This is a genomic window from Roseinatronobacter ekhonensis, assembly GCF_900499075.1.
GTDB lineage: Bacteria > Pseudomonadota > Alphaproteobacteria > Rhodobacterales > Rhodobacteraceae > Roseinatronobacter > Roseinatronobacter ekhonensis.
Map to the genome: position 1 here is coordinate 25315 of NZ_UIHC01000001.1, position 23202 is coordinate 48516.

Annotated in this window: 22 protein-coding genes and 2 pseudogenes; 11 read left to right on the top strand and 13 right to left on the bottom strand. The window is 62.0% G+C overall.

Going from position 1 to position 23202, the window contains the following annotated elements; genetic code table 11:
- Nucleotide 1: 1 nt before the first annotated feature.
- Both ROE7235_RS00165 and ROE7235_RS00170 read left to right on the top strand, forming a co-directional pair.
- Nucleotides 2-721, top strand: a complete 720-nt coding sequence (locus ROE7235_RS00165) for a c-type cytochrome (protein WP_121092637.1) — start codon at nucleotides 2-4, stop codon at nucleotides 719-721.
- A 205-nt stretch (nucleotides 722-926) separates the two neighbouring features.
- Nucleotides 927-2189 carry an NAD(P)/FAD-dependent oxidoreductase gene (locus tag ROE7235_RS00170; protein ID WP_121092638.1) on the top strand — a complete coding sequence of 421 codons (1263 nt, stop codon included), beginning with the start codon at nucleotides 927-929 and terminating at the stop codon, nucleotides 2187-2189.
- A gap of 78 nt (nucleotides 2190-2267) precedes the next feature.
- Here the strand turns inward: ROE7235_RS00170 and ROE7235_RS00175 are convergent, their stop codons facing one another.
- Genes ROE7235_RS00175 through ROE7235_RS00185 form a run of 3 tightly spaced genes read right to left on the bottom strand, consistent with a single transcriptional unit; the run spans nucleotide 2268 to nucleotide 5705 of the window.
- Nucleotides 2268-3740 (bottom strand): carboxypeptidase M32, encoded by a 1473-nt coding sequence (locus ROE7235_RS00175; protein ID WP_121092639.1) that lies wholly within the window; start codon nucleotides 3738-3740, stop codon nucleotides 2268-2270.
- Complete coding sequence (gene ctaA, locus ROE7235_RS00180; protein WP_121092640.1) at nucleotides 3737-4885, bottom strand: heme A synthase; 1149 nt, start codon at nucleotides 4883-4885, stop codon at nucleotides 3737-3739. Before ctaA ends, ROE7235_RS00175 begins: the two co-directional genes overlap by 4 nt.
- Before the next feature lie 58 nt (nucleotides 4886-4943).
- On the bottom strand, nucleotides 4944-5705 hold the full coding sequence (locus tag ROE7235_RS00185) for an RNA methyltransferase (protein ID WP_121092641.1): 762 nt from the start codon (nucleotides 5703-5705) through the stop codon (nucleotides 4944-4946).
- Nucleotides 5706-5830: 125 nt separating this feature from the next.
- Here ROE7235_RS00185 and ROE7235_RS00190 point away from each other — a divergent pair, with 125 nt between their 5' ends.
- Complete coding sequence (locus tag ROE7235_RS00190) at nucleotides 5831-6448, top strand: thiamine phosphate synthase (protein ID WP_121092642.1); 618 nt, start codon at nucleotides 5831-5833, stop codon at nucleotides 6446-6448.
- 3 nt (nucleotides 6449-6451) lie between these two features.
- Here the strand turns inward: ROE7235_RS00190 and ROE7235_RS00195 are convergent, their stop codons facing one another.
- A complete protein-coding gene (locus ROE7235_RS00195) occupies nucleotides 6452-7615 on the bottom strand; it encodes a M20 aminoacylase family protein (protein ID WP_121092643.1) in 1164 nt (387 codons plus the stop codon).
- Between the two features lie 84 nt (nucleotides 7616-7699).
- Here ROE7235_RS00195 and ROE7235_RS00200 point away from each other — a divergent pair, with 84 nt between their 5' ends.
- A complete protein-coding gene (locus ROE7235_RS00200; RefSeq protein ID WP_183073223.1) occupies nucleotides 7700-8695 on the top strand; it encodes a sulfotransferase family protein in 996 nt (331 codons plus the stop codon).
- Between the two features lie 72 nt (nucleotides 8696-8767).
- Here ROE7235_RS00200 and serB read toward each other — a convergent pair whose 3' ends face one another.
- Nucleotides 8768-9646 carry a phosphoserine phosphatase SerB gene (gene serB / locus ROE7235_RS00205; RefSeq protein ID WP_121092645.1) on the bottom strand — a complete coding sequence of 293 codons (879 nt, stop codon included), beginning with the start codon at nucleotides 9644-9646 and terminating at the stop codon, nucleotides 8768-8770.
- A 152-nt stretch (nucleotides 9647-9798) separates the two neighbouring features.
- Here serB and ROE7235_RS00210 point away from each other — a divergent pair, with 152 nt between their 5' ends.
- The 6 genes and pseudogenes from ROE7235_RS00210 to ROE7235_RS20910 form a co-directional block, all read left to right on the top strand.
- A complete protein-coding gene (locus ROE7235_RS00210) occupies nucleotides 9799-10956 on the top strand; it encodes a phosphoserine transaminase (RefSeq protein ID WP_121092646.1) in 1158 nt (385 codons plus the stop codon).
- A gap of 105 nt (nucleotides 10957-11061) precedes the next feature.
- Nucleotides 11062-12660 carry a phosphoglycerate dehydrogenase gene (gene serA / locus ROE7235_RS00215; protein WP_121092647.1) on the top strand — a complete coding sequence of 533 codons (1599 nt, stop codon included), beginning with the start codon at nucleotides 11062-11064 and terminating at the stop codon, nucleotides 12658-12660.
- A gap of 89 nt (nucleotides 12661-12749) precedes the next feature.
- Complete coding sequence (locus ROE7235_RS00220) at nucleotides 12750-13490, top strand: metallophosphoesterase (RefSeq protein ID WP_121092648.1); 741 nt, start codon at nucleotides 12750-12752, stop codon at nucleotides 13488-13490.
- Between the two features lie 131 nt (nucleotides 13491-13621).
- A complete protein-coding gene (locus tag ROE7235_RS00225; protein ID WP_121092649.1) occupies nucleotides 13622-14710 on the top strand; it encodes a transglutaminase-like domain-containing protein in 1089 nt (362 codons plus the stop codon).
- Nucleotides 14711-14764: 54 nt separating this feature from the next.
- Nucleotides 14765-15268 (top strand): annotated as a pseudogene (locus ROE7235_RS20905) (flavoprotein); the annotation flags it as partial.
- Nucleotides 15269-15343: 75 nt separating this feature from the next.
- A pseudogene (locus ROE7235_RS20910) lies at nucleotides 15344-15988 on the top strand (phosphopantothenoylcysteine decarboxylase domain-containing protein); the annotation flags it as partial.
- Nucleotides 15989-16105: 117 nt separating this feature from the next.
- On the opposite strand, the gene htpX reads toward ROE7235_RS20910, so the two are convergent.
- From htpX to ROE7235_RS00255, 5 genes are all read right to left on the bottom strand, one after another.
- Nucleotides 16106-16978, bottom strand: a complete 873-nt coding sequence (gene htpX / locus ROE7235_RS00235) for a zinc metalloprotease HtpX (protein WP_121092789.1) — start codon at nucleotides 16976-16978, stop codon at nucleotides 16106-16108.
- 72 nt (nucleotides 16979-17050) lie between these two features.
- Nucleotides 17051-18046 carry an adenosine kinase gene (locus ROE7235_RS00240; RefSeq protein ID WP_121092651.1) on the bottom strand — a complete coding sequence of 332 codons (996 nt, stop codon included), beginning with the start codon at nucleotides 18044-18046 and terminating at the stop codon, nucleotides 17051-17053.
- Complete coding sequence (gene nth / locus ROE7235_RS00245) at nucleotides 18043-18687, bottom strand: endonuclease III (RefSeq protein WP_121092652.1); 645 nt, start codon at nucleotides 18685-18687, stop codon at nucleotides 18043-18045. The genes ROE7235_RS00240 and nth overlap by 4 nt, the downstream gene beginning before the upstream one ends.
- A 39-nt stretch (nucleotides 18688-18726) precedes the next feature.
- Entirely contained in the window at nucleotides 18727-19500 is a 774-nt protein-coding gene (locus ROE7235_RS00250) for a tRNA1(Val) (adenine(37)-N6)-methyltransferase (protein WP_121092653.1), read from the bottom strand.
- Nucleotides 19493-19708: a putative signal transducing protein gene (locus tag ROE7235_RS00255; protein WP_121092654.1), complete on the bottom strand. Its 216-nt coding sequence runs from the start codon at nucleotides 19706-19708 to the stop codon at nucleotides 19493-19495. The genes ROE7235_RS00250 and ROE7235_RS00255 overlap by 8 nt, the downstream gene beginning before the upstream one ends.
- A 51-nt stretch (nucleotides 19709-19759) precedes the next feature.
- Here ROE7235_RS00255 and ROE7235_RS00260 point away from each other — a divergent pair, with 51 nt between their 5' ends.
- Nucleotides 19760-20761, top strand: a complete 1002-nt coding sequence (locus tag ROE7235_RS00260; protein WP_370743410.1) for a polyprenyl synthetase family protein — start codon at nucleotides 19760-19762, stop codon at nucleotides 20759-20761.
- Between the two features lie 2 nt (nucleotides 20762-20763).
- On the opposite strand, the gene ROE7235_RS00265 is transcribed toward ROE7235_RS00260, so the two are convergent.
- The 3 genes from ROE7235_RS00265 to ROE7235_RS00275 all read right to left on the bottom strand — a co-directional run bounded on the left by ROE7235_RS00265 (nucleotide 20764) and on the right by ROE7235_RS00275 (nucleotide 23200).
- Nucleotides 20764-21690 (bottom strand): bifunctional riboflavin kinase/FAD synthetase, encoded by a 927-nt coding sequence (locus tag ROE7235_RS00265; RefSeq protein WP_121092656.1) that lies wholly within the window; start codon nucleotides 21688-21690, stop codon nucleotides 20764-20766.
- Between the two features lie 27 nt (nucleotides 21691-21717).
- Nucleotides 21718-22161: a MaoC family dehydratase gene (locus ROE7235_RS00270; protein WP_121092790.1), complete on the bottom strand. Its 444-nt coding sequence runs from the start codon at nucleotides 22159-22161 to the stop codon at nucleotides 21718-21720.
- A 157-nt stretch (nucleotides 22162-22318) separates the two neighbouring features.
- Entirely contained in the window at nucleotides 22319-23200 is an 882-nt protein-coding gene (locus ROE7235_RS00275) for a TIGR01459 family HAD-type hydrolase (RefSeq protein ID WP_121092657.1), read from the bottom strand.
- Nucleotides 23201-23202: the final 2 nt, after the last annotated feature.

Sequence of the window (23202 nt, forward strand, 5' to 3'; positions counted from 1 at the left end):
TATGAAGGGACTGTTCCTTTCCGTATCACTCAGCGTCGGGGCCGTTCTGGCCCCGTCCGCGTCGCTTGGGCAGGCCGTTGCCATTGGCGACGCCGAAGCAGGGGCAGAGGTTTATCGCCGCGAATGCGCCAGTTGCCATCAGGTCGGTGAGGGCGCGACCCACCGGATCGGCCCGCATCTGAACCATATTTTCGACCGTGGCGCCGCCAGCCATGAAGATTTCCGCTATTCCGGCGCATTGGAACGGCAGGGGCGTGACGGTCTGACATGGGATCTGCGCCGCCTGCATGCCTATATCGAAAACCCGCGGGCCTTGGTGTCGGGCACCCGCATGTCCTATCGCGGGTTGAAGGACGAAGAGCGCCGCTCTGATCTGGTCGCCTATCTGCGCGTATTCTCGGATCAGCCGCAGAACATTCCTGAAGCCGCGCCAACGGCAATACGTCCAGAGGTCGATTTGTCGCCAGAGATATTGGCCATCGTAGGTGACGTGGAATATGGTGAATACCTAAGTCAGGAATGCAGCACCTGCCACCAGCGCAGTGGCGCGAATGAGGGGATTCCCGGCATTGTCGGCTGGCCCGAGGAAGACTTCGTTGTAGCAATGCACGCCTACAAGGAAAAGCTACGCCCGCATGCTGTCATGCAATCCGTATCGGCCCGGTTGGGTGAAGAGGAAATCGCATCTCTTGCCGCATATTTCGCGGCGTTGGATGAATAAAAACGCGGGACCACGCCGTTTTGGCGTGGTCCCAAGTGCCGTTCCGCGGATCGCGTGCGGCCAATAATCCGGTTCCACGCTCTACGCCCTGCGCGGAACCCTGACCCGTCCTGCGGTGCGCCACTGGCGCGGGGGAGGCTGGACGACGGGAGGAGATGGGCGCAAATTCGCCGCGAACCGTGGCGAAACATGGGAGAGAGAACCAATGAAGCTTCAACGCAGAACATTTCTGGCCAGCGTCTCGGCGGCGAGCGCGGTTATGGCGGCGCCGGCGGTCATGGGACAAGCGCGCCCGCGTGTGGTCGTGATCGGCGGCGGCTCGGGTGGCGGCACCGTCGCGCGCTATGTCGCAAAAGACAGTGATGGCGCGGTCGATGTCACACTGATCGAACCGACAAAACGGTATTACACCTGCTATTTCTCTAACCTGTATCTGGGCGGGTTCTGGGATTACAATGCACTTGGCCATGGCTATGAAGGCATTGCACAAGCCGGTGTCAACGTCATTCATGACTGGGCGATTGGTGTGGACCGCGACGCGCGGACCGTCACGCTCGCATCCGGCTCTTCTGTTCCCTATGACAAGCTGGTCGTGGCACCCGGTATCGACTTTGTCGACAATGCTGTGGCGGGCTGGGATATCACGAAGCAAAGCATGATGCCGCATGCCTACAAGTCCGGCACGCAGGTCCAATTGCTGAAAAACCAGATAGAGAACATGCGCGAAGGCGGCACATTCTGCATGGTCGCACCGCCCAACCCCTACCGTTGCCCTCCCGGCCCGGGCGAACGTGTGTCGATGGTTGCGCATATGCTGTCGCAGTCCAATCCGACCGCGAAAATCCTGATCGTGGATCCGAAGCAGAACTTCTCGAAGCAGGCTTTGTTCGAGGAAGGCTGGGCCAAGCACTACGGCGGCATGATCACGCGTATCGGCCCAGACTTTGGCGGTGCGAATGTGGAAGTGCGCCCCGATTCCATGGAAGTCGTCATCGACGGTCAGGTTGAATCCGTCGATGTGTGCAACGTGATCCCCGCGCAAAAGGCGGGCAAGATCGCGGAACTTGCGGGCCTGACCAACGATGCGGGCTGGGCACCGGTCACACCGTCCGACATGCGCTCTACCATGGATGAGAACGTGTTCGTTCTGGGCGATGCCGCACAGCAGGGTGCAATGCCGAAATCGGGCTTCTCGGCCAACAGCCAAGCCAAGGTCGTTGCCAATGTGGTGCGCGGCGAATTGACGGGCAGCCGCATCTTCCCGGCGCGCTATTCGAACACCTGCTGGTCGCTGATCGCCACTGATGACGGTGTCAAGGTTGGCGCAAGCTATGAGGCGGGTTCGGAACAGATCGAATCCGTGTCCAGCTTTATCAGCCAGACCGGCGAAGAGGCCGATCTGCGCCGCCAGACCTACGAGGAGAGCATCGGCTGGTACAACGGGATCACCGCCGATATTTTTGGCTGACCTTGGTGCCTTGCAGAAAAGAGAAACGGCGCCGGGATCGGCGCCGTTTTTGTGTGTCAGGCGCGACGCGCACTTGCGTCACAGGTCGTAGATCGCGCCGAATTTCGCCTCCAGATACGCCAGCAAGGGCTCTTCATCGGGGGGCGTGCCGTCGCAGGCATGGGCAATTGTCTCGACCGACGGGCGCAGACCGCCATGCCTCTGAACGCGGTCGGCCAGCCAGCCGGTGGCGGCGGAAAGATCGCCCTTGGCCACATGCTGGTTCAGATCGGGCAAGTCGGCGCGCATCGTGCCGTTCAGGCAACCTGCATAGATATTGCCCAGCGCGTAGGTCGGGAAATAGCCAAACAGCCCGACAGACCAATGGACATCCTGCAACACGCCGTTGGCGGGGCGGTCCACCGCAAAGCCGAAATCGGCCCGGAAGCGGGTATTCCACGCCTCTTCCAGATCTGACGGGGCAAGCGAGCCGTCGATCAGCGCGCGTTCCAGATCGAACCGCAGCATGATGTGCAGGTTATACTGCACCTCGTCAGATTCGGTGCGGATATAGCCCTGATGCACGCGGTTGACGGCAGCGTGGAAGGCATCCGCACTGTCGATGTTCAGTGCGCCGAATTCGGATTGCATGGCACCGAACAGCCAGCCCGTGAAGGCAGCCGAGCGGCCAAGCTGGTTTTCATAAATCCGGCTCTGGCTTTCATGCACGCCCATCGACACACCATGGCCCAAAGGGGTTAGCGCGTAGTCGGGGTCAATATTCTGCTCGTAGGTGGCGTGGCCGACCTCGTGCAGTGTGGAATACAGGCAATTGAACGGGTCATCCGTTGCGACGCGCGTGGTGATCCGCACATCAGAGCCGGACCCGCTTGAGAACGGGTGCACGGCCAGATCAATGCGCCCGCGCTCGAAATCATACCCGAAGCGGCGCGCCAGATCATGCGCCAGCCGCAACTGACCCTCTTGGGGGAAATGGCCTTGCAGGGCAGGGGGCGTGGGCGCGCCAAGGATGCGGTCGCGCAAATCGACCAGACGAGGGCGCATGCGGTCAAAGATCGCGGCAACCTGCGCGGCAGAGCTTCCCGGCTCGTAATCCTGCATCAGCGCGTCATAGGCGTCGCCGCCCTGAGCGATCGCGTGACCTTCCTCGCGGCGCAGCGCGACCACCTGTTCAAGCCAAGGCAGGAATGCGGCCACATCATCATTGGCGCGCGCGTCTTCCCATGCCGTTTGGGCCAGGGCCGTCACGCGCGCAAGTTCAGAGGCCAGTCTGGCGGGCACACGGGTGTTGCGGGCATAGTCGCGCTTTGCCTCGCGCAGAATGGCTGTGCCAACGGTGTCGGGGGCTTCGGCTTGCTCCAGCAGATCGCCCAAGGCCGGGTCGGTGCGCCGTGCGTGCAGCACATCTTCCATCGCGCCCATCTCTTCGGCACGTTGCCCGTTGGCCCCGCGCGGCATGACGGTTTGCTGGTCCCATCCCAGCCGCCCCGCGACTTCGCTTAAAGCGGCGGTCTGGCGTAGATGCGCGCGAAGCTCGTGATAGGCGCTCATGCCTTGGCCCCTCTCAGGTTGTCGAAACGTGGGTACTGCGACAGGTGCCGCGCGCGGATGACAAGCACCCAGAGCAACACGGCAGTGGCTTGATGGGCGATGCCAAGTTGCCACGGCGCAGCATACACCACCGTCACAATGCCCAGCACAATCTGCGCCAGCACCACCAGCCCGAGCGTGTTAAACGCCGCGCGCGTGGCCCCATAGGCCGATTTGCGCCCGCGCAGCCAGACGATCACCGCGAAGACCGCCAGCAGATAGCCTGCCATACGGTGTACGAATTGCGCCATGGCTGGGTTTTCGAAGAAATTCTGCCAGATCGGCACCATGTCCAACGCCTCTGGCGGGAAGAACACGCCATTCATCAACGGCCAGTCGGTATAGCTGCGCCCGGCGTCAATACCTGCGACAAGCGCGCCAAGCAGGATTTGCAGAAACGCGAAATGCATCAGGCCGGTGGACAACGAAAAGAGCTTGCCCTCGCGTGCGCGGCGGGCTTTCAGCAGATCGGCTTCGGTCCGGTTCAGCAGGAACGTGTACCATGCGATGAACCCAAGGATTACGAATGCCAGCCCCAGATGCGTTGCCAGCCGGTAGCTTGCGACAGACACCATCCCCGCGTTTAGGCCGGATGCGACCATCCACCAGCCGATTGCCCCTTGCAGCCCCCCCAAGCCGCCCAGAAGTAGCAGGCGCGGCGTCCAGCCGGTAGGGATGCGCTTGGTCAGCCAGAAGAACAAGAACCCCAAGCCCCAGACCAGCCCGATCACGCGGCCAAGCTGGCGGTGGCCCCATTCCCACCAATAGATGACCTGAAATTCAGCAAGGCTCATGCCTTGGTTCATCAGGCGGTATTGGTCGATCTGGCGGTATTTCTCGAATTCGGCAGCCCAATCCTCGGCCGAGAGGGGTGGCAGTGCGCCGGTCACGGGCCGCCACTCTGTAATTGACAAGCCGCTATCGGTCAGCCGGGTCATGCCGCCCACGGCGATCATGACGCAGACCAGCGCAAAGAGCACCATCAGCCAGACACGGATCGCGCCGCGCGCGCCTTTCGGCGCCCGGTCGATCACGCCGCCTTGGGGTGGAGCGGCGGATTTCTTGCTGTCGCTTACATCTTCGAAAATCGCGCGTTTGGCGGCCATCTGCGCACTCCTGCTATATGCGGCGCAAGCTAGTGCCCGCGCGCGTCTTGTTCAAGCGTCAGTCCTTGTCGCGGGCGCGGGCCATATGCCGCAAGATGCCGTGCAAGGTCTGAACATCGGCGCGGGTCATCGGCAGGCGGGACCACATGTTGCGCAGCGCCATTTTCATGCTGGCGGCTTTCGCGGGCGGAAAGAAAAAGCCTGTCGCGCCCAACTGCTCCTCGACATGGTCGCCAAGTTTCTCGCGCTCGACGGCATTGGCGAAATCGGTGCCCGCCATCGCCTGCACTTCGGGCGGTGTGTCCGTGGTCTGGCGCAGGAATTCATAGGCCACCAGCAACACGCATTGCGCAAGGTTCAGCGAATAAAACGCCGGGTTCACGGGCACGGTGATGATGGCATTGGCCCGTGCCACGTCGTCATTCTCCAGTCCTGCTCGCTCTGGTCCGAACAGCACCGCCACGCGCTTACCCTCTGCGGTCATGGCGCGGGCTTCTGCCATTGCGCGTTCGGGTGTCAGGATGGGCTTGGTCAGCCCGCGCCCGCGTGCAGTGGTGGCATAGACATAATCGCAATCGCCAATGGCGCTGGGAAGGTCGTCGAATACGCCCGCGCGGTCAAGCACCGGCGAAGCACCGGACGCCAGCGCCACCGCATCCGGGTTCGGCCAGCCATCGCGCGGGGCAACCACCCGCATGCGGGCGCATCCGAAATTGAGCATGGCGCGCGCTGCCGCCCCGATATTGCGCCCCATCTGTGGGCGCACCAGCACCATCAGCGGAGTGTTTTGCTCGAAAATCTCGTCGTCTTGCGGGGTCATGCGCGGTCCTTTTCGGTTATGCTGCTGTTAGCGGGGCGCGCCCTTCGTCGCAAGTCAGGCACGCTTGTTTCCCGCCTTTGCGCGGTCTAGAAGGCCCATAGCCCTTTTGACGAAAGACCCAGCCAATGGCCGAGGATATCCCGCAGCTTTACCTTGTCACGCCGCCCAGCTTTGATCTGGACAGCTTTATCCCGCAATTGGCCAGCATTCTGGATGCGCAGGCCGTGGCTTGCCTGCGGCTGGAACTTGCGAGCCGGGACGAGGATGCGATCCTGCGCGCGGGCGACGCCTTGCGCGAGCTGTCGCATGCGCGCGATATTCCACTGGTGATAACCGACCATGTGCTGATGGTTGAACGGTTGGGGCTGGACGGGGTGCACCTGTCTGACCCTGGCACCGGCATCCGCAAGCTGCGCGACAGTTTGGGCGCGGATGCCATCATTGGCGCGCATTGCGGCAACCTACGCCATGACGGCATGGCCGCGGGAGAGGCCGGGGCGGATTACATCGCGTTTGGCCCTGTGGGCGAGACCCTGCTGGGCGATGGCGCGCATGCCGAACGCGAATTGTTCGAATGGTGGTCCGAACTGATCGAGGTGCCTGTGGTCGCAGATGGGTTCCTGACCCCTGCGCTGGTTGAAAATCTGGCACCCGTGACAGATTTCTTCGCCATCGGGCCAGAGATCTGGGGCACTGACGACCCGCTCGCGCAGCTTCGCGCGCTGATCGCCCCGCTTTGTTGAACCCTAACCCGCCAGCGGCAGGCGTTGGGCAACCAATTCCGCCCAATAGCTACACCCGGCAGGGATGGCGTCGTCATTGAAGTTATATTCGGGGTGGTGCACATCGGCGCTGTCGCCGTTGCCGACCAGAATATACGCACCGGGACGCTCTTCCAGCATGTAGGCGAAATCTTCGCCGCCCATAACCAAAGGCGCGGTGGCACAATCGCCAGCGACCGCGCGGGCAGCCTGCACGGCATAGTCTGTTTCCGCGCCTGTGTTCACCATGACCGGATAGCCGCGCATATAATTTACGCGCGCGGTGGCGCCATAGGCTTGTGCGGTGGCCTCTGCCAGTTGTGGCAGGCGCTTTTCGGCCAGTTCGCGCATTTCGGGCGACAGCGTCCGAATGGTGCCACGCAGGGTGACATGTTGCGGGATCACGTTGAACGCCTGCGATTCCGTAACGAAGGACGTGACCGAAACGACCATTTCCTGAGTCGGGTCCGCATTGCGGCTGACGATGGATTGCAGCGCAAGCACGATATGCGCAGCAACAACCGTGGTATCCACGCAATGATGCGGTTTTGCTGCATGGCCGCCGCGCCCCTCGACGGCAATTTCGAACTGGTCGGTGGCGGCAAAGAACGGTCCGGGGCGGATGGCAAACTGGCCGGTCGGAACACCGGGCCAATTATGCATGCCGTAGACCTCGGTTATGGCAAAACGCTCCATCAGTCCGTCGGCACACATTTCGCGCCCGCCACCGCCGCCTTCTTCGGCGGGTTGGAAGATCACGGCCACCGTTCCGTCAAAGGCGCGGGTTTCGGCCAGGTATTGCGCCGCACCCAGTAGCATTGCGGTGTGTCCGTCATGGCCACAGGCATGCATTTTTCCGGCTTCGGTAGAGGCGTAAGGCAGCCCCGTCGCCTCGTGTATCGGCAAAGCATCCATGTCTGCGCGCAGGCCAATGCAGCGGCCCGCACCACGTTTGCCGTGGATCAAACCAACCACACCGGTGCGCCCGATACCGGTTTCCACCGCGTCGCAACCAATGGCGCGCAGATGCTGGGCCACGACCGCGCTGGTGCGGTGGCAGTCGAACAGAATCTCAGGATGCGCGTGCAGGTCTTGCCGAAGCGCGGTTATTCGGGGCAAAAGGGTGGTAATTCGTTCGGGAACCTGCATTGTTTTCCTATCCGCGACTGGACGCTGCACCAGAATGAACGCAGACTGCGCGCCAACCTGTTGACCAGACCATTTGAAGTGATGATGCCTGATAGTAGTGCGATAGACCAGTCCAACAAGCAAGCCGACGCGGCACTGCAGGAGTTGCTTGCGCCGGTCATCGTCTTTGGCGCGCTGCGTTCGGGCACGACCCTGCTGCGTCTGATGTTGAATGCGCATCCCGAACTGAACAACCCCGGAGAGGTCGACTTCCTGACCGACCATATTCGCCCCGCGCCGGATGCACCGACAGGGTGGCGCTACGACATTCCCGCCATGCGCGCGGACCGGATGTTTCGCGCGCAGAAAATAGAGATCCCCGAGGGGCTGGACGGGCTGGACCTGCTACAAGCGCTGTTGCGGTTGCTTGCCGCCAAATCGCGCGGTGTTCTATGCGTCAGCATGCATCGCGATTTGCCCTTGGCGGTGCAGCTATTGCCGGGGGCGCGGGTTGTTCACCTCCTGCGCGACCCGCGCGATGTGGCGCGCTCCAGCGTCGACATGGGTTGGGCGGGGACGCTCTACCATGCTTGCGACCATTGGGTGAAATCCGAACTGGATTGGGAGCGCAGTTGCGCGATGCTGGGTGCCGGTGACTGGATCGAGCTGAGTTTCGAGGGGCTGATGGATGCCCCGACCGACGAATTGGCGCGAATATGCGCGTTTATCGGGGTGCCATACTCGGACAAGATGCTGAGTTACCCGTCGCATTCCACCTATGCGCCGCCGGACCCGAGCGTGGCCCGCCAATGGACCCATCGCTGCGCTCCGCGCGATGTGGCCGAATTGGAAAGCAAAATCGGTGCGATGATGTCGGCACGCGGCTATACGCCCAGCACGGCACCCCTGGTCGCCCCAAGCCGCTTTCGGCGCGCACAGCTTACCTTGCGCCACAAGCTGGGCAAATGGAGCTTTGGCATTCGAAATTACGGTGTGGTGCCGTTTTTCGGGGCGCGTCTAGCCAGCAAGCTGCGTCTGAAGCCGGTTCAGCGGTATTTTCAGCGGCGGATCGACGCGCGCATCCGGCAAATGTTACGCTGACATCGCGGCACCGTCCCGACCAAGTATTTCCTGCTTGGCGGTCATGGCCGCATCCGGCAACGGAGCATTCGGTCACTCGCAGACGAACTCATCCGCACGGTAGCCCTGAATATACAAAAGCGCGGTCAGATCACCGTGGTTGACGCGAATGTCGCATTGCGCTGAAACGCTGGGTTTTGCGTGCAGCGCGACGCCTGCGCCGGCCAGCCCCAGCATGCCAAGATCATTCGCGCCGTCGCCGACGGCGATAACCTCGTAAGGGGTAATCCCCAAGCGCGCCGCAATCTCTTGCAGCGCCGCAACCTTCGCTTCGCGGCCCAAGATCGGCTCTGCCACCGTGCCCGCCAGTTTGCCATCGGTGGTGTGCAAAGTGTTCGCCCGGTGTTCATCGAACCCCAGCGCGTCGGCAACATGCGCGGTAAAGGCCGTGAACCCGCCGGATACAAGTGCTGCATACCCGCCATGAGCCTTCATGGTGGCGATCAGTTCCCGCCCGCCGGGGGTAAAGGTGATGCGGTCCGACAGAACCTTGGCAATCACGCTGTCGGGCAGGTCGCGCAGCAGGGCAACCCGCTCGCGCAATGCATCCTCGAACTCCAACTCGCCATTCATTGCACGCGCGGTGATACCAGCGACATGCGTGCCGACGCCAGCTTCATCGGCCAGCTCGTCAATGCACTCTTGCCCGATCATGGTGCTGTCCATATCGGCAAGCAACATCATCTTGCGCCGCCCGTGCGAGAGGCGCAGCACCATGTCCACGCCCATGGTTTGCAGGTCTTCCCAGACCTGCCAGCGATTCGCGGGCACCTCTTCCAGCGGGAATTCGGCGGCGATATCGGGGTTTAGCCATTCGGCCACGCCGCCGCCCCATGCATTGCGCAGCGATTCGACAGTTGCCGCGCTCAGATTGGCAGCCTTCGGATTGGCAAGCAGCGTAACGACATACATTGGCGATTCTCTCTGGCTTTGGGGCGCGTCGTTTTCGCGCGCTCAAGCGGCGCTTTAGAGCAAAAGTTTTGCTTGCACCACCCCGGGAACGAGCGTAATGCCAGCGGCGGGACACCCTTCCCCAACGAAGGGCACATATCTGGAAGGATACCATGACAGACCCCGTTCAACCGGCCAAGCGCCCGGTCAATCCGCGCTTTTCTTCTGGCCCCTGCGCCAAAATCCCCACATTTGAATTAACAAAGCTGGCCGATGCGCCCTTGGGTCGCTCTCACCGGGCTGCCGTGGGCAAAGCCAAGCTGAAAGCCGCGATCGACGGCACCCGCGACATCCTTGGCGTGCCGGATGATTACCGCATCGGCATCGTGCCCGCGTCGGACACCGGCGCCGTGGAAATGGCGATGTGGTCGCTGCTGGGCGAACGCAAGACCACGATGGTCGCGTGGGAAAGCTTTGGCGCGGGCTGGGTGACGGATGCCGTCAAGCAACTCAAGCTGGATGCAGAGGTCAAGACCGCCGATTATGGCCAGATCGTTGACATGGCCGCGCTGGATTACGACACCGACGTGGTCTTCACTTGGAACGGCACCACCTCTGGCGTGCGCATGCCGCATGGCGACATGATCCCTGCGGACCGCACGGGCCTGACCATTTGCGACGCGACCTCTGCCGCCTTCGCCATGGACCTGCCATGGGACAAGCTGGATGTAGTGACCTTCTCTTGGCAGAAGGTCATGGGCGGCGAGGCTGCGCATGGGATGCTGATCCTGAGCCCCCGCGCCGTCGAACGGCTGGAAAACTACACGCCTGCGTGGCCATTGCCCAAGATCTTCCGTTTAACCAAGGGTGGCAAGCTGATTGAGGGCATCTTCAAAGGCGAGACGATCAATACGCCCTCGATGCTGGCTGTCGAGGATTACCTGCTGGCACTTGACTGGGCGCGCGATCTTGGCGGCCTGCCCGCGCTGATCGCCCGTTGCGACGCCAATGCCGCTGTGATCGACCAGTTCTGTGCCGCCAATGAGTGGATTGCCAATCTGGCCGAGGACCCGGCGACGGCGTCAACCACGAGTGTTTGCCTCAAGTTCACCGATGACAGCATTCCCGACGGCGCGGCTTTTGCCAAGGCAGTTGCCAAAAGGTTGGAAGCCGAAGGCGTGGCGCTGGATATCGGTGCGTATCGCGACGCTCCGGCTGGCTTGCGCATCTGGTGCGGGGCGACGGTGGAAACCGCTGATCTCGAGGCGCTGATGCCGTGGCTCGACTGGGCTTATCACACCGAGCGTGCAGCACTTTCCACGGCGGCCTGAACGGCCCGCCAAGATATAAGCAAACACCCGTCCCGGGCTTGACCCGGGACCTCTCCCTTACCCCCTCAACAGGAGGCCCCGGATCAGGTCCGGGGCGCGACCAACATGACCGCACCCAAAGTTCTCGTATCCGACAAGCTATCCGAAACCGCCGTCCAGATTTTCCGCGACCGCGGCATTGACGTGACCTTCGACCCGTCCATCGGCAAGGACAAGGACAAGCTGCTAGAGGTCATCGGCCAGTATGATGGCCTGGCCATCCGGTCCGCCACCAAGGCCACCGAAAAGCTGATCGAGGCCGCAACCAACCTCAAGGTCATCGGCCGCGCCGGGATCGGTGTCGACAATGTCGATATCCCCGCCGCGTCCAAAAAGGGCGTGATCGTAATGAACACGCCCTTCGGCAATTCTGTTACCACCGCCGAACACGCAATCTCGCTTATGATGGCCGTTGCGCGGCAAATCCCCGAGGCAAACGAATCTACCCATGCCGGGAAATGGGAAAAATCCCGTTTCATGGGCGTCGAGCTTTTCAACAAGACCCTTGGCGTGATCGGCGCGGGCAATATCGGCGGTATCGTCTGCGACCGTGCGCTGGGTCTGCGGATGAAAGTTGTGGCCTACGACCCCTTCCTGTCGGAAGAGCGCGCGGCAAAGCTGGGCGTGACGAAGGTCGAGCTGGATGAATTGCTGGCTCGCGCCGATTTCATCACCCTGCACGTGCCGCTGACCGACAAGACCCGCAACATTTTGTCGGCAGAGACCCTTGCCAAGACCAAAAAGGGCGTGCGGATCGTCAACTGCGCGCGCGGCGGTCTGGTCGATGAGGCGGCTTTGGCCGAGGCGATCAAGTCGGGCCATGTTGCCGGTGCGGGCTTTGACGTGTTCCAGACCGAGCCCGCGACCGACAGCCCGCTGTTCAACCTGCCCGGTGTTGTTGTCACCCCGCATCTGGGCGCTTCCACCACCGAAGCGCAAGAAAACGTCGCGCTGCAAGTGGCCGAGCAGATGTCGGATTACCTGCTGACCGGGGCCGTGGAAAACGCGTTGAACATGCCCTCCGTGACCGCAGAGGAAGCGCGCGTCATGGGTCCGTGGGTCAAGCTGGCGGGGCATCTGGGTGCGTTCGCAGGGCAATTGACGGATGAGCCGATCAAGGCGATCAACATCCTGTATGACGGGGTCGTCACGGAAATGAACCTGGACGCGTTGGGCTGCGCGGCCATCGCGGGTGTGATGAAAGCCACCAACCCCGATGTGAACATGGTCTCTGCCCCTGTTTTGGCTAAAGAACGCGGGGTCAAGATATCGACCACCACGCAGGCCAAGTCGGGCGTGTTCGACGCCTATATCAAGCTGACCGTCGTAACGGAAACGCGCGAGCGGTCCATCGCTGGCACTGTGTTTTCCGATGGCAAGCCGCGCTTCATCCAGATCAAGGGCATCAATATCGACGCAGAGGTGGGCGCGCACATGCTCTACACCACCAACAAGGACGTGCCGGGCATCATCGGCACCTTGGGCGGCACGCTGGGCGGCAATGGCGTGAACATTGCCAACTTTACCCTTGGTCGCAAGGATTCCGGCGGCGATGCAATCGCGCTGCTGTATCTGGATGCCGCCCCGAACGATGCGGCGCTAACCGCCTTGCGCGGCACCAACCTGTTCCAGCAGGTGCGCCCGCTCGAATTTGAAACCAACTAGTCGCTGCGACACGACATCAAAGGCCCCGGTTGACCCGGGGCCTTTTGCGGTGTTGAGTGCGCCCGAAACTCAGATCCGGAACAAAAGCAGTGCAGCAGGTTTACGCGATTGGCGATATTCACGGGCATCTGTCCCTGTTGCAAGGCGCGCATGACCTGATCGCGCGTGACCGTGCGGCAAATGGCAGCGCGGTGGCCCCGATCATCCATATTGGTGATCTGGTCGACCGCGGCCCCGACAGTGCCGGTTTGCTACGCTACCTGCGCGAGGGCGTGGCGCGCGGTGAAAACTGGCAGGTTTTGATTGGCAACCACGACCGCCTGCTTGTGAATTTCATTCGCCAGCCAGAGTGGCACGACCCCGGATTGCGCAGGGGGCTGGACTACCTGCACCCTGGCATTGGCGGCCGAACAACCTTGCAAAGCTATGGGGTCGATGCCCGCGCGCTTGACGACCTGGCGACCGCACGGGCCGAGGCCCTCGAACTGGTCCCAGACTCTGATCTGGAGTTTATCGCCACCCGTCCGCGCATGATCGACATGGGCGAACAGCTCTTCGTGCATGCAGGTATCCGCCCGGGTGTGGCGCTGGACCAGCAGTCAGAGGATGATCTGCTCTGGATCCGCGATCCCTTCTTGCTGGACCCGCGCAATCACGGGCCATTGGTGGTGCATGGGCATACGGCCTTGGTTCGTGCGCGGCACTACCGCAACCGGCTGAATATAGACAGCTCCGCCGCCTATGGCGGGCCGCTATCTGCGGTGGTGCTGGAAGGGCGCAAAGCATGGCTTTTGACGCCCGAAGGGCGATCGGAACTGGTTCCGAACTAGCGACACTCTCTGAATTTGTTCAAAATTCTATACGGTTCAGAAATAATCTGTGCCAATGTAACCTATGGTTGTAAATTGGCCATGGTTACGAAACAAGAATCGGTCTTTGCGCCCGAAACAAGGAGATTGTCATGCATCTGCACCAATTGCAGCAGGCCCGCCCCGCATCGCGTGAACTTGCGCTGTTCGAGGACAGTATCCTCGCGCTTTATCTGGGGCAGGTCGCGGCCCGGATTTTTGGCCTTGGTGCCGTATGTCACCTCTGCGAAGGCGACAGCTTCACATTCGGCGGCCCGCAGACTCTGAACATCGTGCTCGATGGTGTGCTGGTGTCAGAACAGGGGTGGCAAGGACCGGGGTGCCATGTCACAGGCGACAATACGCGCTATGCCGTCAAGGGCGACAAGGCGGTGGTCTGGGTGCTGGACCGCAGCGGCGAAGCATGGAAGGGTGCAGCCGGTCGCCCTATGCATGTCGCACTCGACAATGCGCTGAAAGCCGCGGCGCGCGCGCTCACCGCCGCGACCCCTGCCGAAGAGCTACCCGACCCCGAAACACTCAGCGATGTCGATCATCCGCAAATCCGCCGTCAGGCCGCCCGCCTGCGTAGGACAACACACGCCGCCACGGCAGAGGCGATCTTCCTGTTCGTGCAGGCCATGCCTTACCGCTTCGGCAACTGGCAGGAACGTGCATCCGAAACACTGGCACGCGGCAATGGCATGTGCACGACCAAGGCGAACCTGCAAGTCACGCTCATGCGCGCCGCCGGTCTGGAAGCCGGGTTCGTGGAAATGCCGATGTCCATGTCGGTGCTGGGCAAGCTCATGCCGGCAGCGTGGCTGGCCATGATGCGCCCGACCGTGCGCCACTATTTTGGCGCGGTGAAACTGGGCGGACGCTGGCACGCCGCCGATTCGTCCTATAATGACGACAGCATGGGCATTTACCTCGAGAACTTCCCCGACTACGCGCATCTGCTGCCCGCGCGCCTGTCCGACGGCCAGCCCTACAGCCCAACGGCGGAGAAAAACGACATGGATCCGTTCGACATTCAGGTCGTGCCCCATCTGAACGCCGAGATGAGCAAGAAAAGCCGCTTCTCGCCCGCGCAGTTCGAGGCGCTCAATACACGGCTTGACCGCGCGCAGGGTTCGTGGCGCAATTGGGTCGAGGAAGATCATCCCGATCTGGGCGCAGGATTGCGCATTGTCAGCTAAAGGCGGAACCGCATGAGCTTCGACTGGGACTATACCGCCCCCACCCCGAGCGATATGGGCGACCATGACGTGCCGCCTGCCAGCACTCGGCTGGCAGGCAAGCGTATCGCGCTTCTGGTGACTGGCGGAATCGCGGCGATGAAGACCCCACAAATTGCGCGTGCCTTGCGCCGTCACGGGGCCGATGTGGTCGCGTTCGCCAGCACCGATGCACTGCGCTATGTCGCGCGAGAGGCGCTGGAATGGGCCTGTCTTGGGCACGTGGTCGACGGGCTGACATGGCGCGCCGAACACCTGTCCGATGACGCGCCGTTCGACGCCTATCTCGTTGCGCCGGCCACGCACAACACCATCGCCAAAATGGCGCATGGGATCGGTGATACGCTGGTGACTTCCGCCCTTATCTCGGCCTTGGGACGGTTGCAGCAGGGGCGCACCAAAGTTCTGGTCGCGCCCACGATGCATGGGTCCATGCACAATGCCCAGCTTGTGGACAATGCCAAACGCCTTGCCGGGCAAGGCGTGCATTTCATTGCCCCGCGCGACGCCTACGGCAAACACAACCTGCCCGACACGAATGTCATCTGCACGGCGGTCGGCCGCGCGCTGTCAACATCCCCGCTCAGGGGTAAACCCATCCTTGTCACGGCCGGGCCCACGCCCGTGCCCATCGACGGGGTGCGCCGCATCGTCAACCGGTTCCGGGGGCGGCTGGGGGCCGATATCGCCGACGAATTGACATGGCGCGGCGCCGATGCCGAACTCTTGCTAGGCGATGGCGCCTGGCGGCCCTCTGCACCCATGCGGCTGAGCATTGCGCGCACCTATGACGACTACCGCGATATGGTGGTTGCGCGCGCCGAACGGGGCCTGTTCGCGGGCATCTTTTCGGCAGGTGTCGCCGATTACCGCCCCAAACAGGTGGTCGATGGCAAGATCGTCTCGGGCAGCGCGGAACTGCCTTTGCTGCTGGAACCGACCGAAAAGGTCATCGACATGGCCATGGATGCGGGCGGCGGCATGCACACGGTCGCCTTCAAATACCTTGAACAGGTCACAGAGGAAGACCTGATCCGCGTTGCAAGCAAACGGCTGGACCGCGCAGGTCTTGTCGTCGCCACGCGCGGCGAGGATACCAAAGGCCGCGCCCAACGCGCGCTCATGGTGCGCCGGGATGGCGTCACGCCGATCGAGGGCAAAGCCCGTATCGCCAGCGCCATCGCCGACTACCTGGAGGAACTCGCGGCCCCTTCCGACACCCGCCTTGCGGCAGAATAAGCCCCTTCATCTTGCCCTAAATACTCAAAAAACCGGAACCCCCTGCCCGAAGGGCGGGGGGTGACACACAGACTTGCGGCGCAGCCGCTCCTTTTGGTCAAACCATCAAAACCGCGCTTACCCCCAGGGGTTCGCGCGCTCGCGTTGAAAGCGTTGCCCCTGCGCTTCGGCCAGCTTTACCAGTTCCGCGATCCGGTTTTCGGTGTTCGGATGGGTCGAAAACAGCTTGTCGCGTTTGAACGCGTGCAGCGGGTTTATGATGAACATATGCGCGGTTTGCGGGTTCTGTTCAGCGCGGTCATAGTCAATCCGGCTGGCAAAGCCCTGAATCTTTTCAAGCGCAGAGGCCAGCCAGAGCGGGTTGCCGCAAATCGCGGCACCCACCCGGTCGGCCTCGTATTCGCGCGAGCGGGAGATCGCCATTTGCACCACCGCCGCCGCCATGGGCGCAAGGATCATCACCAGAAGCGTCACGATGATATTCCCCCGATTCCGCCCACCAAAGAACATCGCGAAATTCGCCAGCATCGAGATCGCCCCGGCGAAGGTCGCGGTGATCGTCATGATCAGTGTGTCGAAATTGCGGATATGCGCCAATTCATGCGCCATCACCGCCGCCACCTCTTCATCCGACATGCGCTGCAAAAGCCCCGTGGTCGCGGCTACGGCGGCGTTCTCGGGGTTGCGGCCAGTTGCAAAGGCGTTGGGTTGGTCCTCGTTTATGACAAAAACGCGCGGGCGCGGCATGTCTGCGGCGTCGGCCATCCGATGCACCATCCGTTCCAGTTCGGGATGGATCTGGCTGTTGCATTCCTGCGCGTTGTGCATGCGCAACACCGCCTTGTCGGAATTCCAATAGGAATAGCCGTTCATGCCCACGGCCACCACCAGCGCGATCAGCAAGCCCGCACCGCCGCCCAAGGCATAGCCCACACCCATGAAAAGCGCGGTCATGGCGGCCATCAGCATGGCGGTTTTCGTGTAGCCCATCATCTTGCTTCCCCCCGCAGAGTTGTCCCGCTATCATATGGGGAAGGCGCCGGGGCTGCGCAAGCGGCGCGATCAGCTGTCCAGCAAACCTGCCTGACGGAACGCCGCACGCAGGTCTGATTTGGGGCGCGCGCCAAGATGGCCGATCACTTCGGCGGCCGCTATGCAGCCCATGCGGCCGGCGGTGTCCATGTCGCGGCCCAAAGCCAGCCCGAACAGGAACCCGGCGGCGAACTGGTCGCCTGCACCCGTGGCGTCCACAGGTGTCACGGTTTGCACGGGGATTTCAACGCGCACCCCGTCGCGGATGATCCAAACCGGGTCGCCAGAGCGGGTGCACACCACCAGATTGCAGTCGGACGTGGCTTGCGCCAGCGCGTCTTCAAGGTCATTCGCCTCGTATAGCGATATCCATTCCTGCTCATTGCCGATGACATAATCCATATCGTCGGCCACCAGTTTGCGAAAATCGGCGCGGTGGCGGTCCACGCAGAACGGGTCCGACAGCGCGATGCCGGCCATGCCGCCTGTGCTGCGACAGGCGCGCGCGGCTTTCAGGAAGGCCTCTTTGCCCTTGTCCTTGTCGAACAGGTAGCCTTCCAGAAAGACGATCTCACTATCTGCCATGACGGATTCGTCCACGTCCTCGGGGCCAAGCTCTGCCGACATGCCCAGATAAGTGTTCATCGACCGCTCGCCATCGGGGGTGACGAAAATCATGCTGCGCGAGGTTGGCAACTCGCCGCCGGTCACGGGGGTGTTGACGAATTTGGCGCCGACAGCGTCCGAATCCTGCGCGTAAAAGCGCCCCAACTCGTCGTCATTCACCCGTCCGACAAACGCGGCCCGCAAGCCCAACGCGCCCGCGCCTGCAAGGGTATTTGCGACCGATCCGCCAGAGGCTTGAGCGCGGTCATCCATGGCAGCAAAAAGCGCCTCTGCACGGTCGCGTTCGACCAATTGCATAATGGCTTTGTGGATGTCCATTTGTTCCAAAAAGCGGTCATCCACGGTGCTGATGACATCGACAATGGCATTGCCGATCCCGGCAAGCTGATAGGTTTTCATAGCGTTTTGTCCTCGAATTGGCACAGGTCACGGATCAGGCAGGTGCCACAGGCAGGCTTGCGGGCCTTGCAGGTGTAGCGCCCATGCAGGATCAGCCAGTGATGCGCGTGTCGTTGGTATTCTGCGGGAATGTGGTCCTCGATCGCGCGTTCGACCATATCGACGTTGCGTCCGGGGCAAATGCCGGTGCGATTTCCGACACGGAAGATATGCGTATCGACGGCTTGCGCCGGCATGCGCCACCACATGTTCAAAACCACGTTGGCGGTCTTGCGCCCCACACCCGGCAAGGATTGCAACGCGGCGCGAGAGGATGGCACCTCGCCGCCATAGTCATCGACCAGAATGCGGCTTAGCTTGATGACGTTCTTGGCCTTGTTGCGATAAAGGCCAATGGTCTTGATGTGCTCAATGACACCCTCTTCCCCAAGGGCGAGCATTTTCTCGGGTGTATCTGCAACCGCGAACAACCCGCGCGTGGCGCGGTTTACCCCGACATCAGTTGCCTGAGCCGATAGCGCTACGGCTACCACCAGCGTGTAGGCGTTGACATGCTCCAACTCGCCCTCGGGTTCCGGGTCCGCCGCGCGGAAGCGGCGAAAGATCTCGCGGATCGTGGGGTAGTCGAGTTGCTTGGTCATCGCCCTTCTATGCAACGCGGGCTGTTTAGGGGCAATCCCCTAGCCGCGCGCCATCGCCGCAAGGTCCAATGCGCCCAGATCGCGCATGACAGCGCGCACGGCGTCGGTGAAGTGGTCGCCATCGCCGGGGTGGTGGTCGCCTTGATGGATCACAAAAGGTGGCAGCAGCACAAACGGGCTGCGCCCGCCCTTGCGGGCCTGCACGATCACCCGTCGGGCGGGTCGTTGCGCACGCGCAGCCAGTGGCAGTGCCATGACGCTGGTGCGCCCTTTCAGCAGTGTCAGAATGTCGGGCAAGCGTTCGGTCAGGTGTATGATACTTAGCCAGCCCCCATCGCGCAGCCGCCGAAAGCCCACATCCAGCCAGTCGGCAAGGGGCGTGTCCTCGCGCAGGGCGCGGTCCCGACCCGCATCCTGTGCGGCTGGTGTATTGCTGGCGTAATAGGGCGGGTTGGCGATCACATGGTCGTAGCTTTGGGCGCGCAGGTCGCGTGGTAGGCTGCGCAAGTCGTTTTCGACCACGGTCAGCGCTGCGCCGTTCTCTGCGGCATTGCGTCGCGCAAGGGCGGCATAGTCTGCCTGCACTTCCACGCCGGTCAGCGATAGCCCCGGCACCCGCGCATTCAGGCACAGGCTTGCCACGCCCACGCCGCAGCCCAGCTCCAGCACCGATTGACCGGAACGTGCGGGCAGGCTGGCGGCCAGAAACACCGGGTCAGTTGCTGCGCGGTATCCTGTGCGCGGCTGCCATGCCCGCACATGCCCGTTCAGAAAGGCATCATGGGTCAGACCCGCGTCGTTTGACTCAGTCATGCAGCGGGATACCATTCTCTCGCAAGATGGAAGTCGCTATGAAATGATCTTCGCGGCGCACCAGCAACCGGCGCGGCATCATGCCCAAGGTCGATTCGAGTGTGTGCATATGGACGTCCACGTCGAACACCTCTATACCCTCGCCTTGTAACAAGGCCGTGGCAAACGGAATGATCGTCGGGTTCGTGGTGCGCAAAAGCTCTTTCATGGCGATAGTTTAGGGGCGCCGCCCGGTGTTTGTCGAGACAGGATGCAAATGATGGATACTCAGCACATACAAGACCGGCCACATGACGCGCTCGCGGATCATCTGGCCGATGATCTTGCAGCGGTGAATGCGCTGATCCGCAAGACCATGGCGTCCGAGCATGCGCCGCGCATTCCCGAAGTGACGGCGCATCTGATAGAGGCGGGCGGCAAGCGCATTCGCCCTATGCTGGTGCTGGCGGCGGCGGAACTGTGTGACTATCAAGGCGCGCATCACCACCATCTGGCCGCAACGGTCGAATTTATCCACACGGCCACATTGCTTCATGACGACGTGGTCGATGAAAGCGCACAGAGGCGCGGGCGCGCCACCGCCAACCTGCTGTGGGATAACAAATCCTCGGTGCTGGTGGGCGACTACCTGTTTGCCCGCGCATTCCAGCTTATGGTCGCCTGCGGGTCGCTTCGGGTGTTGGATATTCTGTCCAACGCGTCTGCCACGATCGCAGAGGGCGAAGTGCTGCAACTGACCACCGCGCAGAACCTAGGCACGACCGAAGACCAGTATCTGCGCGTGATCCGCGGCAAGACAGCGGCGCTGTTTTCGGCGGCAACCGAATCCGGCGCGGTGCTGGCCGGCGCGTCCGAGGACAAGGTCCGCGCGCTGTGCACCTATGGCGACGCGTTGGGTATCAGTTTCCAGATGGTCGATGATTTTCTGGATTTTGGCGGTGCCGGTGACGGTATCGGCAAACGCATTGGCGACGATTTCCGCGAGCGCAAGGTGACACTGCCGGTCATCCGCGCGGTCGCACGCGCTGACGAGGGTGAGCGCGCATTCTGGCAGCGCACCATCGCCAAGGGTGACCAGCAGGACGGTGATTTCGAGCAAGCTTGCGCGATCATCGCCCACCACGGGACATTGGAAGAGACGCGTGCCGAAGCGCTGGCGTGGTCGGATACGGCCAAAGAGGCGCTGTCGGCCCTGCCAGACACGCCCTTGCGCGCGATGCTGTCGGAGTTGTCGACCTATGTCGTGCAGCGTTTGAAGTAACCCTAAAGCGCCGACAGGATTGCGCGGGCCTGAAGGCTGTCGGCATCCATCTGAGTGATTAACTTGTCGACGCCCGCATAGGCTACCTCGTCGCGCAGATGTTCGACCAAAGCGACCGACAGGCGCGCGCCGTAGAGGTCGCCTGTGAAATCGAACAGGAATGTCTCCAGATTGGGCGTATTCACCCCGAACATGGGCCGCACACCCATAGAGGCGACACCGTGATAGCGCCCGGCATGGGGGCCGTCCATCACATCGACCAGAACGGCATAGACCCCGAAACGCGGCGGGTGCAATCCTTCGATGGACATGTTCGCGGTGGGGTAGCCCAAGTCGCGCCCGCGCTTTTCGCCGTGCAGAACCGGTCCCTCGATCCGGTGCCAATGGCCCAGCATATGCGCGGCCCGGCGCGGGGCGCCCTCTGTCAGCGCCGCGCGGATGGCGGTGGATGAAAATACGTCATCGCCCTGCGCGACGAGTTCTGCCACCGTCACATCAAAGCCAAGCTCATGGCCCAAAGCCTGCAAATCTGCGGCGGTGCCCGTGCGCCCTTTGCCAAAGCAGAAATCCGCCCCGATCACGACATGGCGAATGCCGAGCCCGATATGCAAAACCTGCTGGGCGAACGCGCGCGCCGTGAGGGTCGAGAGCGTCTCGTCAAAGGGCAGCTCATACAGCCGGTCGACCCCAAGCACTTGCAGACGGTGCGCCCGCGCTTGCGCGTTCATCAGCCGGAAAGGCGGCGCATCGGGGGCGAAGTATTCACGCGGATGCGGCTCAAACGTGACCACGCCCAAAGGCGCGTCGGGCCGGCGCGCCATGTCGATCACGGCACGGTGGCCAAGGTGCAGCCCATCGAAATTGCCCATGGCGACGGATGCGCCACGGGCATTTGCGTCAAGCCCTGTCCAGTGATGGAAAACCTGCATCTGCCCTCGTTGGGGCAAATGCGCCCCTTAGTCGAATTTGCGGCTGGGGGCGAGTACCGTGGCCTCACCCTTCAAGACCGTCATATCCCCCACAGTGCAGCGACAATCAAGGGTCACGCGGCGTTTGCCATAGTCGATGGTCAGAACCGTCACCTCGGCATGCACCACGTCGCCGGGGCGGACGGGGGCCATGAATTTCAACGACTGGCCCATATAGATGGTGCCATGACCTGGCAGTTGCTCGCCGATCACGGCCGAAATCAGACCCGCAGTCAGCATTCCGTGGGCGATGCGCCCCTCGAAAATCGTGTCCTGCGCGTAAGCATCGTCGAGATGAACGGGGTTCCGGTCGGTGGACACCTCTGCGAACAATTCGATGTCGCGGTCGGTGATTTCCTTTTGCAGATGGCGCGCCATGCCGATCTCAAGATCTTCAATGCAGATCGTGCCACGCGGGAAATTGTCATTCATGCCATTGTCCAACATCGTATCACGCCTTTCAAAGGTTCCGGGCCATGTTGCAGTGCAGCACTAGCCCATTGGGCCGAGTCGCGCAAGTGGCTTGCGTAATAAAATGTCAGTGTGGCGGGTTTATGGTGTAATTATGTTGCGCGGCATTCTGCCGCAATTACCTAAGGCGGCCGATTGCGAAACTGGGCGACTGCGCTTCGGATTGCAGCCAAGCGTCCAGCGCGGCTTGCTCCGGCTGCTCGACATCCGCGCCGAAGGCGTCCGCTGCCAACCCGCCAGTTATGAACAACGTATCGACCCCTTCGGCCATGCCGCCCTTGATATCGGTCTGGATGCCGTCGCCAATCGCGATCACCCGGTCTTCGGCAAAGGCAAGTCCCAGCTTTTGTGCGTGGCGGCGGGCCAGATCATAGATCGGCGGGTGCGGCTTGCCGAAATACAGGCTTTCGCCCCCCATCTGGTCGTAAAGCTGCGCCAGCGCGCCCGCGCAATAAATCCGGGTTTCGCCATAATCCACGACAATATCGGGATTTGCACAAAGCAGCTTTAACCCGCGCGCCTTGGCGGCCAGAAATCGTCCGCGATAATCTTCGGGGGTTTCGGTCAACTCGTTGAACGGACCTGTGCAGACGATGCCTTCGGCCTCGTCAAAGCTGACGCGTTCGATGGCGGGGCGGTCCTTGGCCCAATCGGGCAGGTCGGTGAAGAACCCGTCATCCTTGTCCGGCCCCAGATGCCAGACCTTCGTGCCCACCGCGCCCATCAGCATGGCCTGTTGTGCGGCATCGCCAGAGGTTGCAATCGCATCATAGGCGTCGGTGGACAGGCCCATCGCGTCGAGCCGTTCACGCACGCCCGCTTCAGGGCGCGGGGCGTTCGTGACCAGAATGACCTTTCCGCCAGCTTTGCGATACGCGATCAACGCGGCCTCGGCGGCCGGGTAAATGACCTCGCCATTATGCACGCAGCCCCATAGGTCTACCAAGGCAAGGTCATAGGTTGCCGATACTTCGGAGAAGCTGCTCAGAATACGGGTCATAT

What these genes read in the sequence shown, in the direction of transcription:
- ROE7235_RS00165 (WP_121092637.1), top strand. Translation starts at nt 2, where the DNA reads ATGAAGGGACTGTTCCTTTCCGTATCACTCAGCGTCGGGGCCGTTCTG.
- ROE7235_RS00170 (WP_121092638.1), top strand. Translation starts at nt 927, where the DNA reads ATGAAGCTTCAACGCAGAACATTTCTGGCCAGCGTCTCGGCGGCGAGC.
- ROE7235_RS00175 (WP_121092639.1), bottom strand. Translation starts at nt 3,740, where the DNA reads ATGAGCGCCTATCACGAGCTTCGCGCGCATCTACGCCAGACCGCCGCT.
- ctaA (WP_121092640.1), bottom strand. Translation starts at nt 4,885, where the DNA reads ATGGCCGCCAAACGCGCGATTTTCGAAGATGTAAGCGACAGCAAGAAA.
- ROE7235_RS00185 (WP_121092641.1), bottom strand. Translation starts at nt 5,705, where the DNA reads ATGACCCCGCAAGACGACGAGATTTTCGAGCAAAACACTCCGCTGATG.
- ROE7235_RS00190 (WP_121092642.1), top strand. Translation starts at nt 5,831, where the DNA reads ATGGCCGAGGATATCCCGCAGCTTTACCTTGTCACGCCGCCCAGCTTT.
- ROE7235_RS00195 (WP_121092643.1), bottom strand. Translation starts at nt 7,615, where the DNA reads ATGCAGGTTCCCGAACGAATTACCACCCTTTTGCCCCGAATAACCGCG.
- ROE7235_RS00200 (WP_183073223.1), top strand. Translation starts at nt 7,700, where the DNA reads ATGCCTGATAGTAGTGCGATAGACCAGTCCAACAAGCAAGCCGACGCG.
- serB (WP_121092645.1), bottom strand. Translation starts at nt 9,646, where the DNA reads ATGTATGTCGTTACGCTGCTTGCCAATCCGAAGGCTGCCAATCTGAGC.
- ROE7235_RS00210 (WP_121092646.1), top strand. Translation starts at nt 9,799, where the DNA reads ATGACAGACCCCGTTCAACCGGCCAAGCGCCCGGTCAATCCGCGCTTT.
- serA (WP_121092647.1), top strand. Translation starts at nt 11,062, where the DNA reads ATGACCGCACCCAAAGTTCTCGTATCCGACAAGCTATCCGAAACCGCC.
- ROE7235_RS00225 (WP_121092649.1), top strand. Translation starts at nt 13,622, where the DNA reads ATGCATCTGCACCAATTGCAGCAGGCCCGCCCCGCATCGCGTGAACTT.
- htpX (WP_121092789.1), bottom strand. Translation starts at nt 16,978, where the DNA reads ATGGGCTACACGAAAACCGCCATGCTGATGGCCGCCATGACCGCGCTT.
- ROE7235_RS00240 (WP_121092651.1), bottom strand. Translation starts at nt 18,046, where the DNA reads ATGAAAACCTATCAGCTTGCCGGGATCGGCAATGCCATTGTCGATGTC.
- nth (WP_121092652.1), bottom strand. Translation starts at nt 18,687, where the DNA reads ATGACCAAGCAACTCGACTACCCCACGATCCGCGAGATCTTTCGCCGC.
- ROE7235_RS00250 (WP_121092653.1), bottom strand. Translation starts at nt 19,500, where the DNA reads ATGACTGAGTCAAACGACGCGGGTCTGACCCATGATGCCTTTCTGAAC.
- ROE7235_RS00255 (WP_121092654.1), bottom strand. Translation starts at nt 19,708, where the DNA reads ATGAAAGAGCTTTTGCGCACCACGAACCCGACGATCATTCCGTTTGCC.
- ROE7235_RS00260 (WP_370743410.1), top strand. Translation starts at nt 19,760, where the DNA reads ATGGATACTCAGCACATACAAGACCGGCCACATGACGCGCTCGCGGAT.
- ROE7235_RS00265 (WP_121092656.1), bottom strand. Translation starts at nt 21,690, where the DNA reads ATGCAGGTTTTCCATCACTGGACAGGGCTTGACGCAAATGCCCGTGGC.
- ROE7235_RS00270 (WP_121092790.1), bottom strand. Translation starts at nt 22,161, where the DNA reads ATGAATGACAATTTCCCGCGTGGCACGATCTGCATTGAAGATCTTGAG.
- ROE7235_RS00275 (WP_121092657.1), bottom strand. Translation starts at nt 23,200, where the DNA reads ATGACCCGTATTCTGAGCAGCTTCTCCGAAGTATCGGCAACCTATGAC.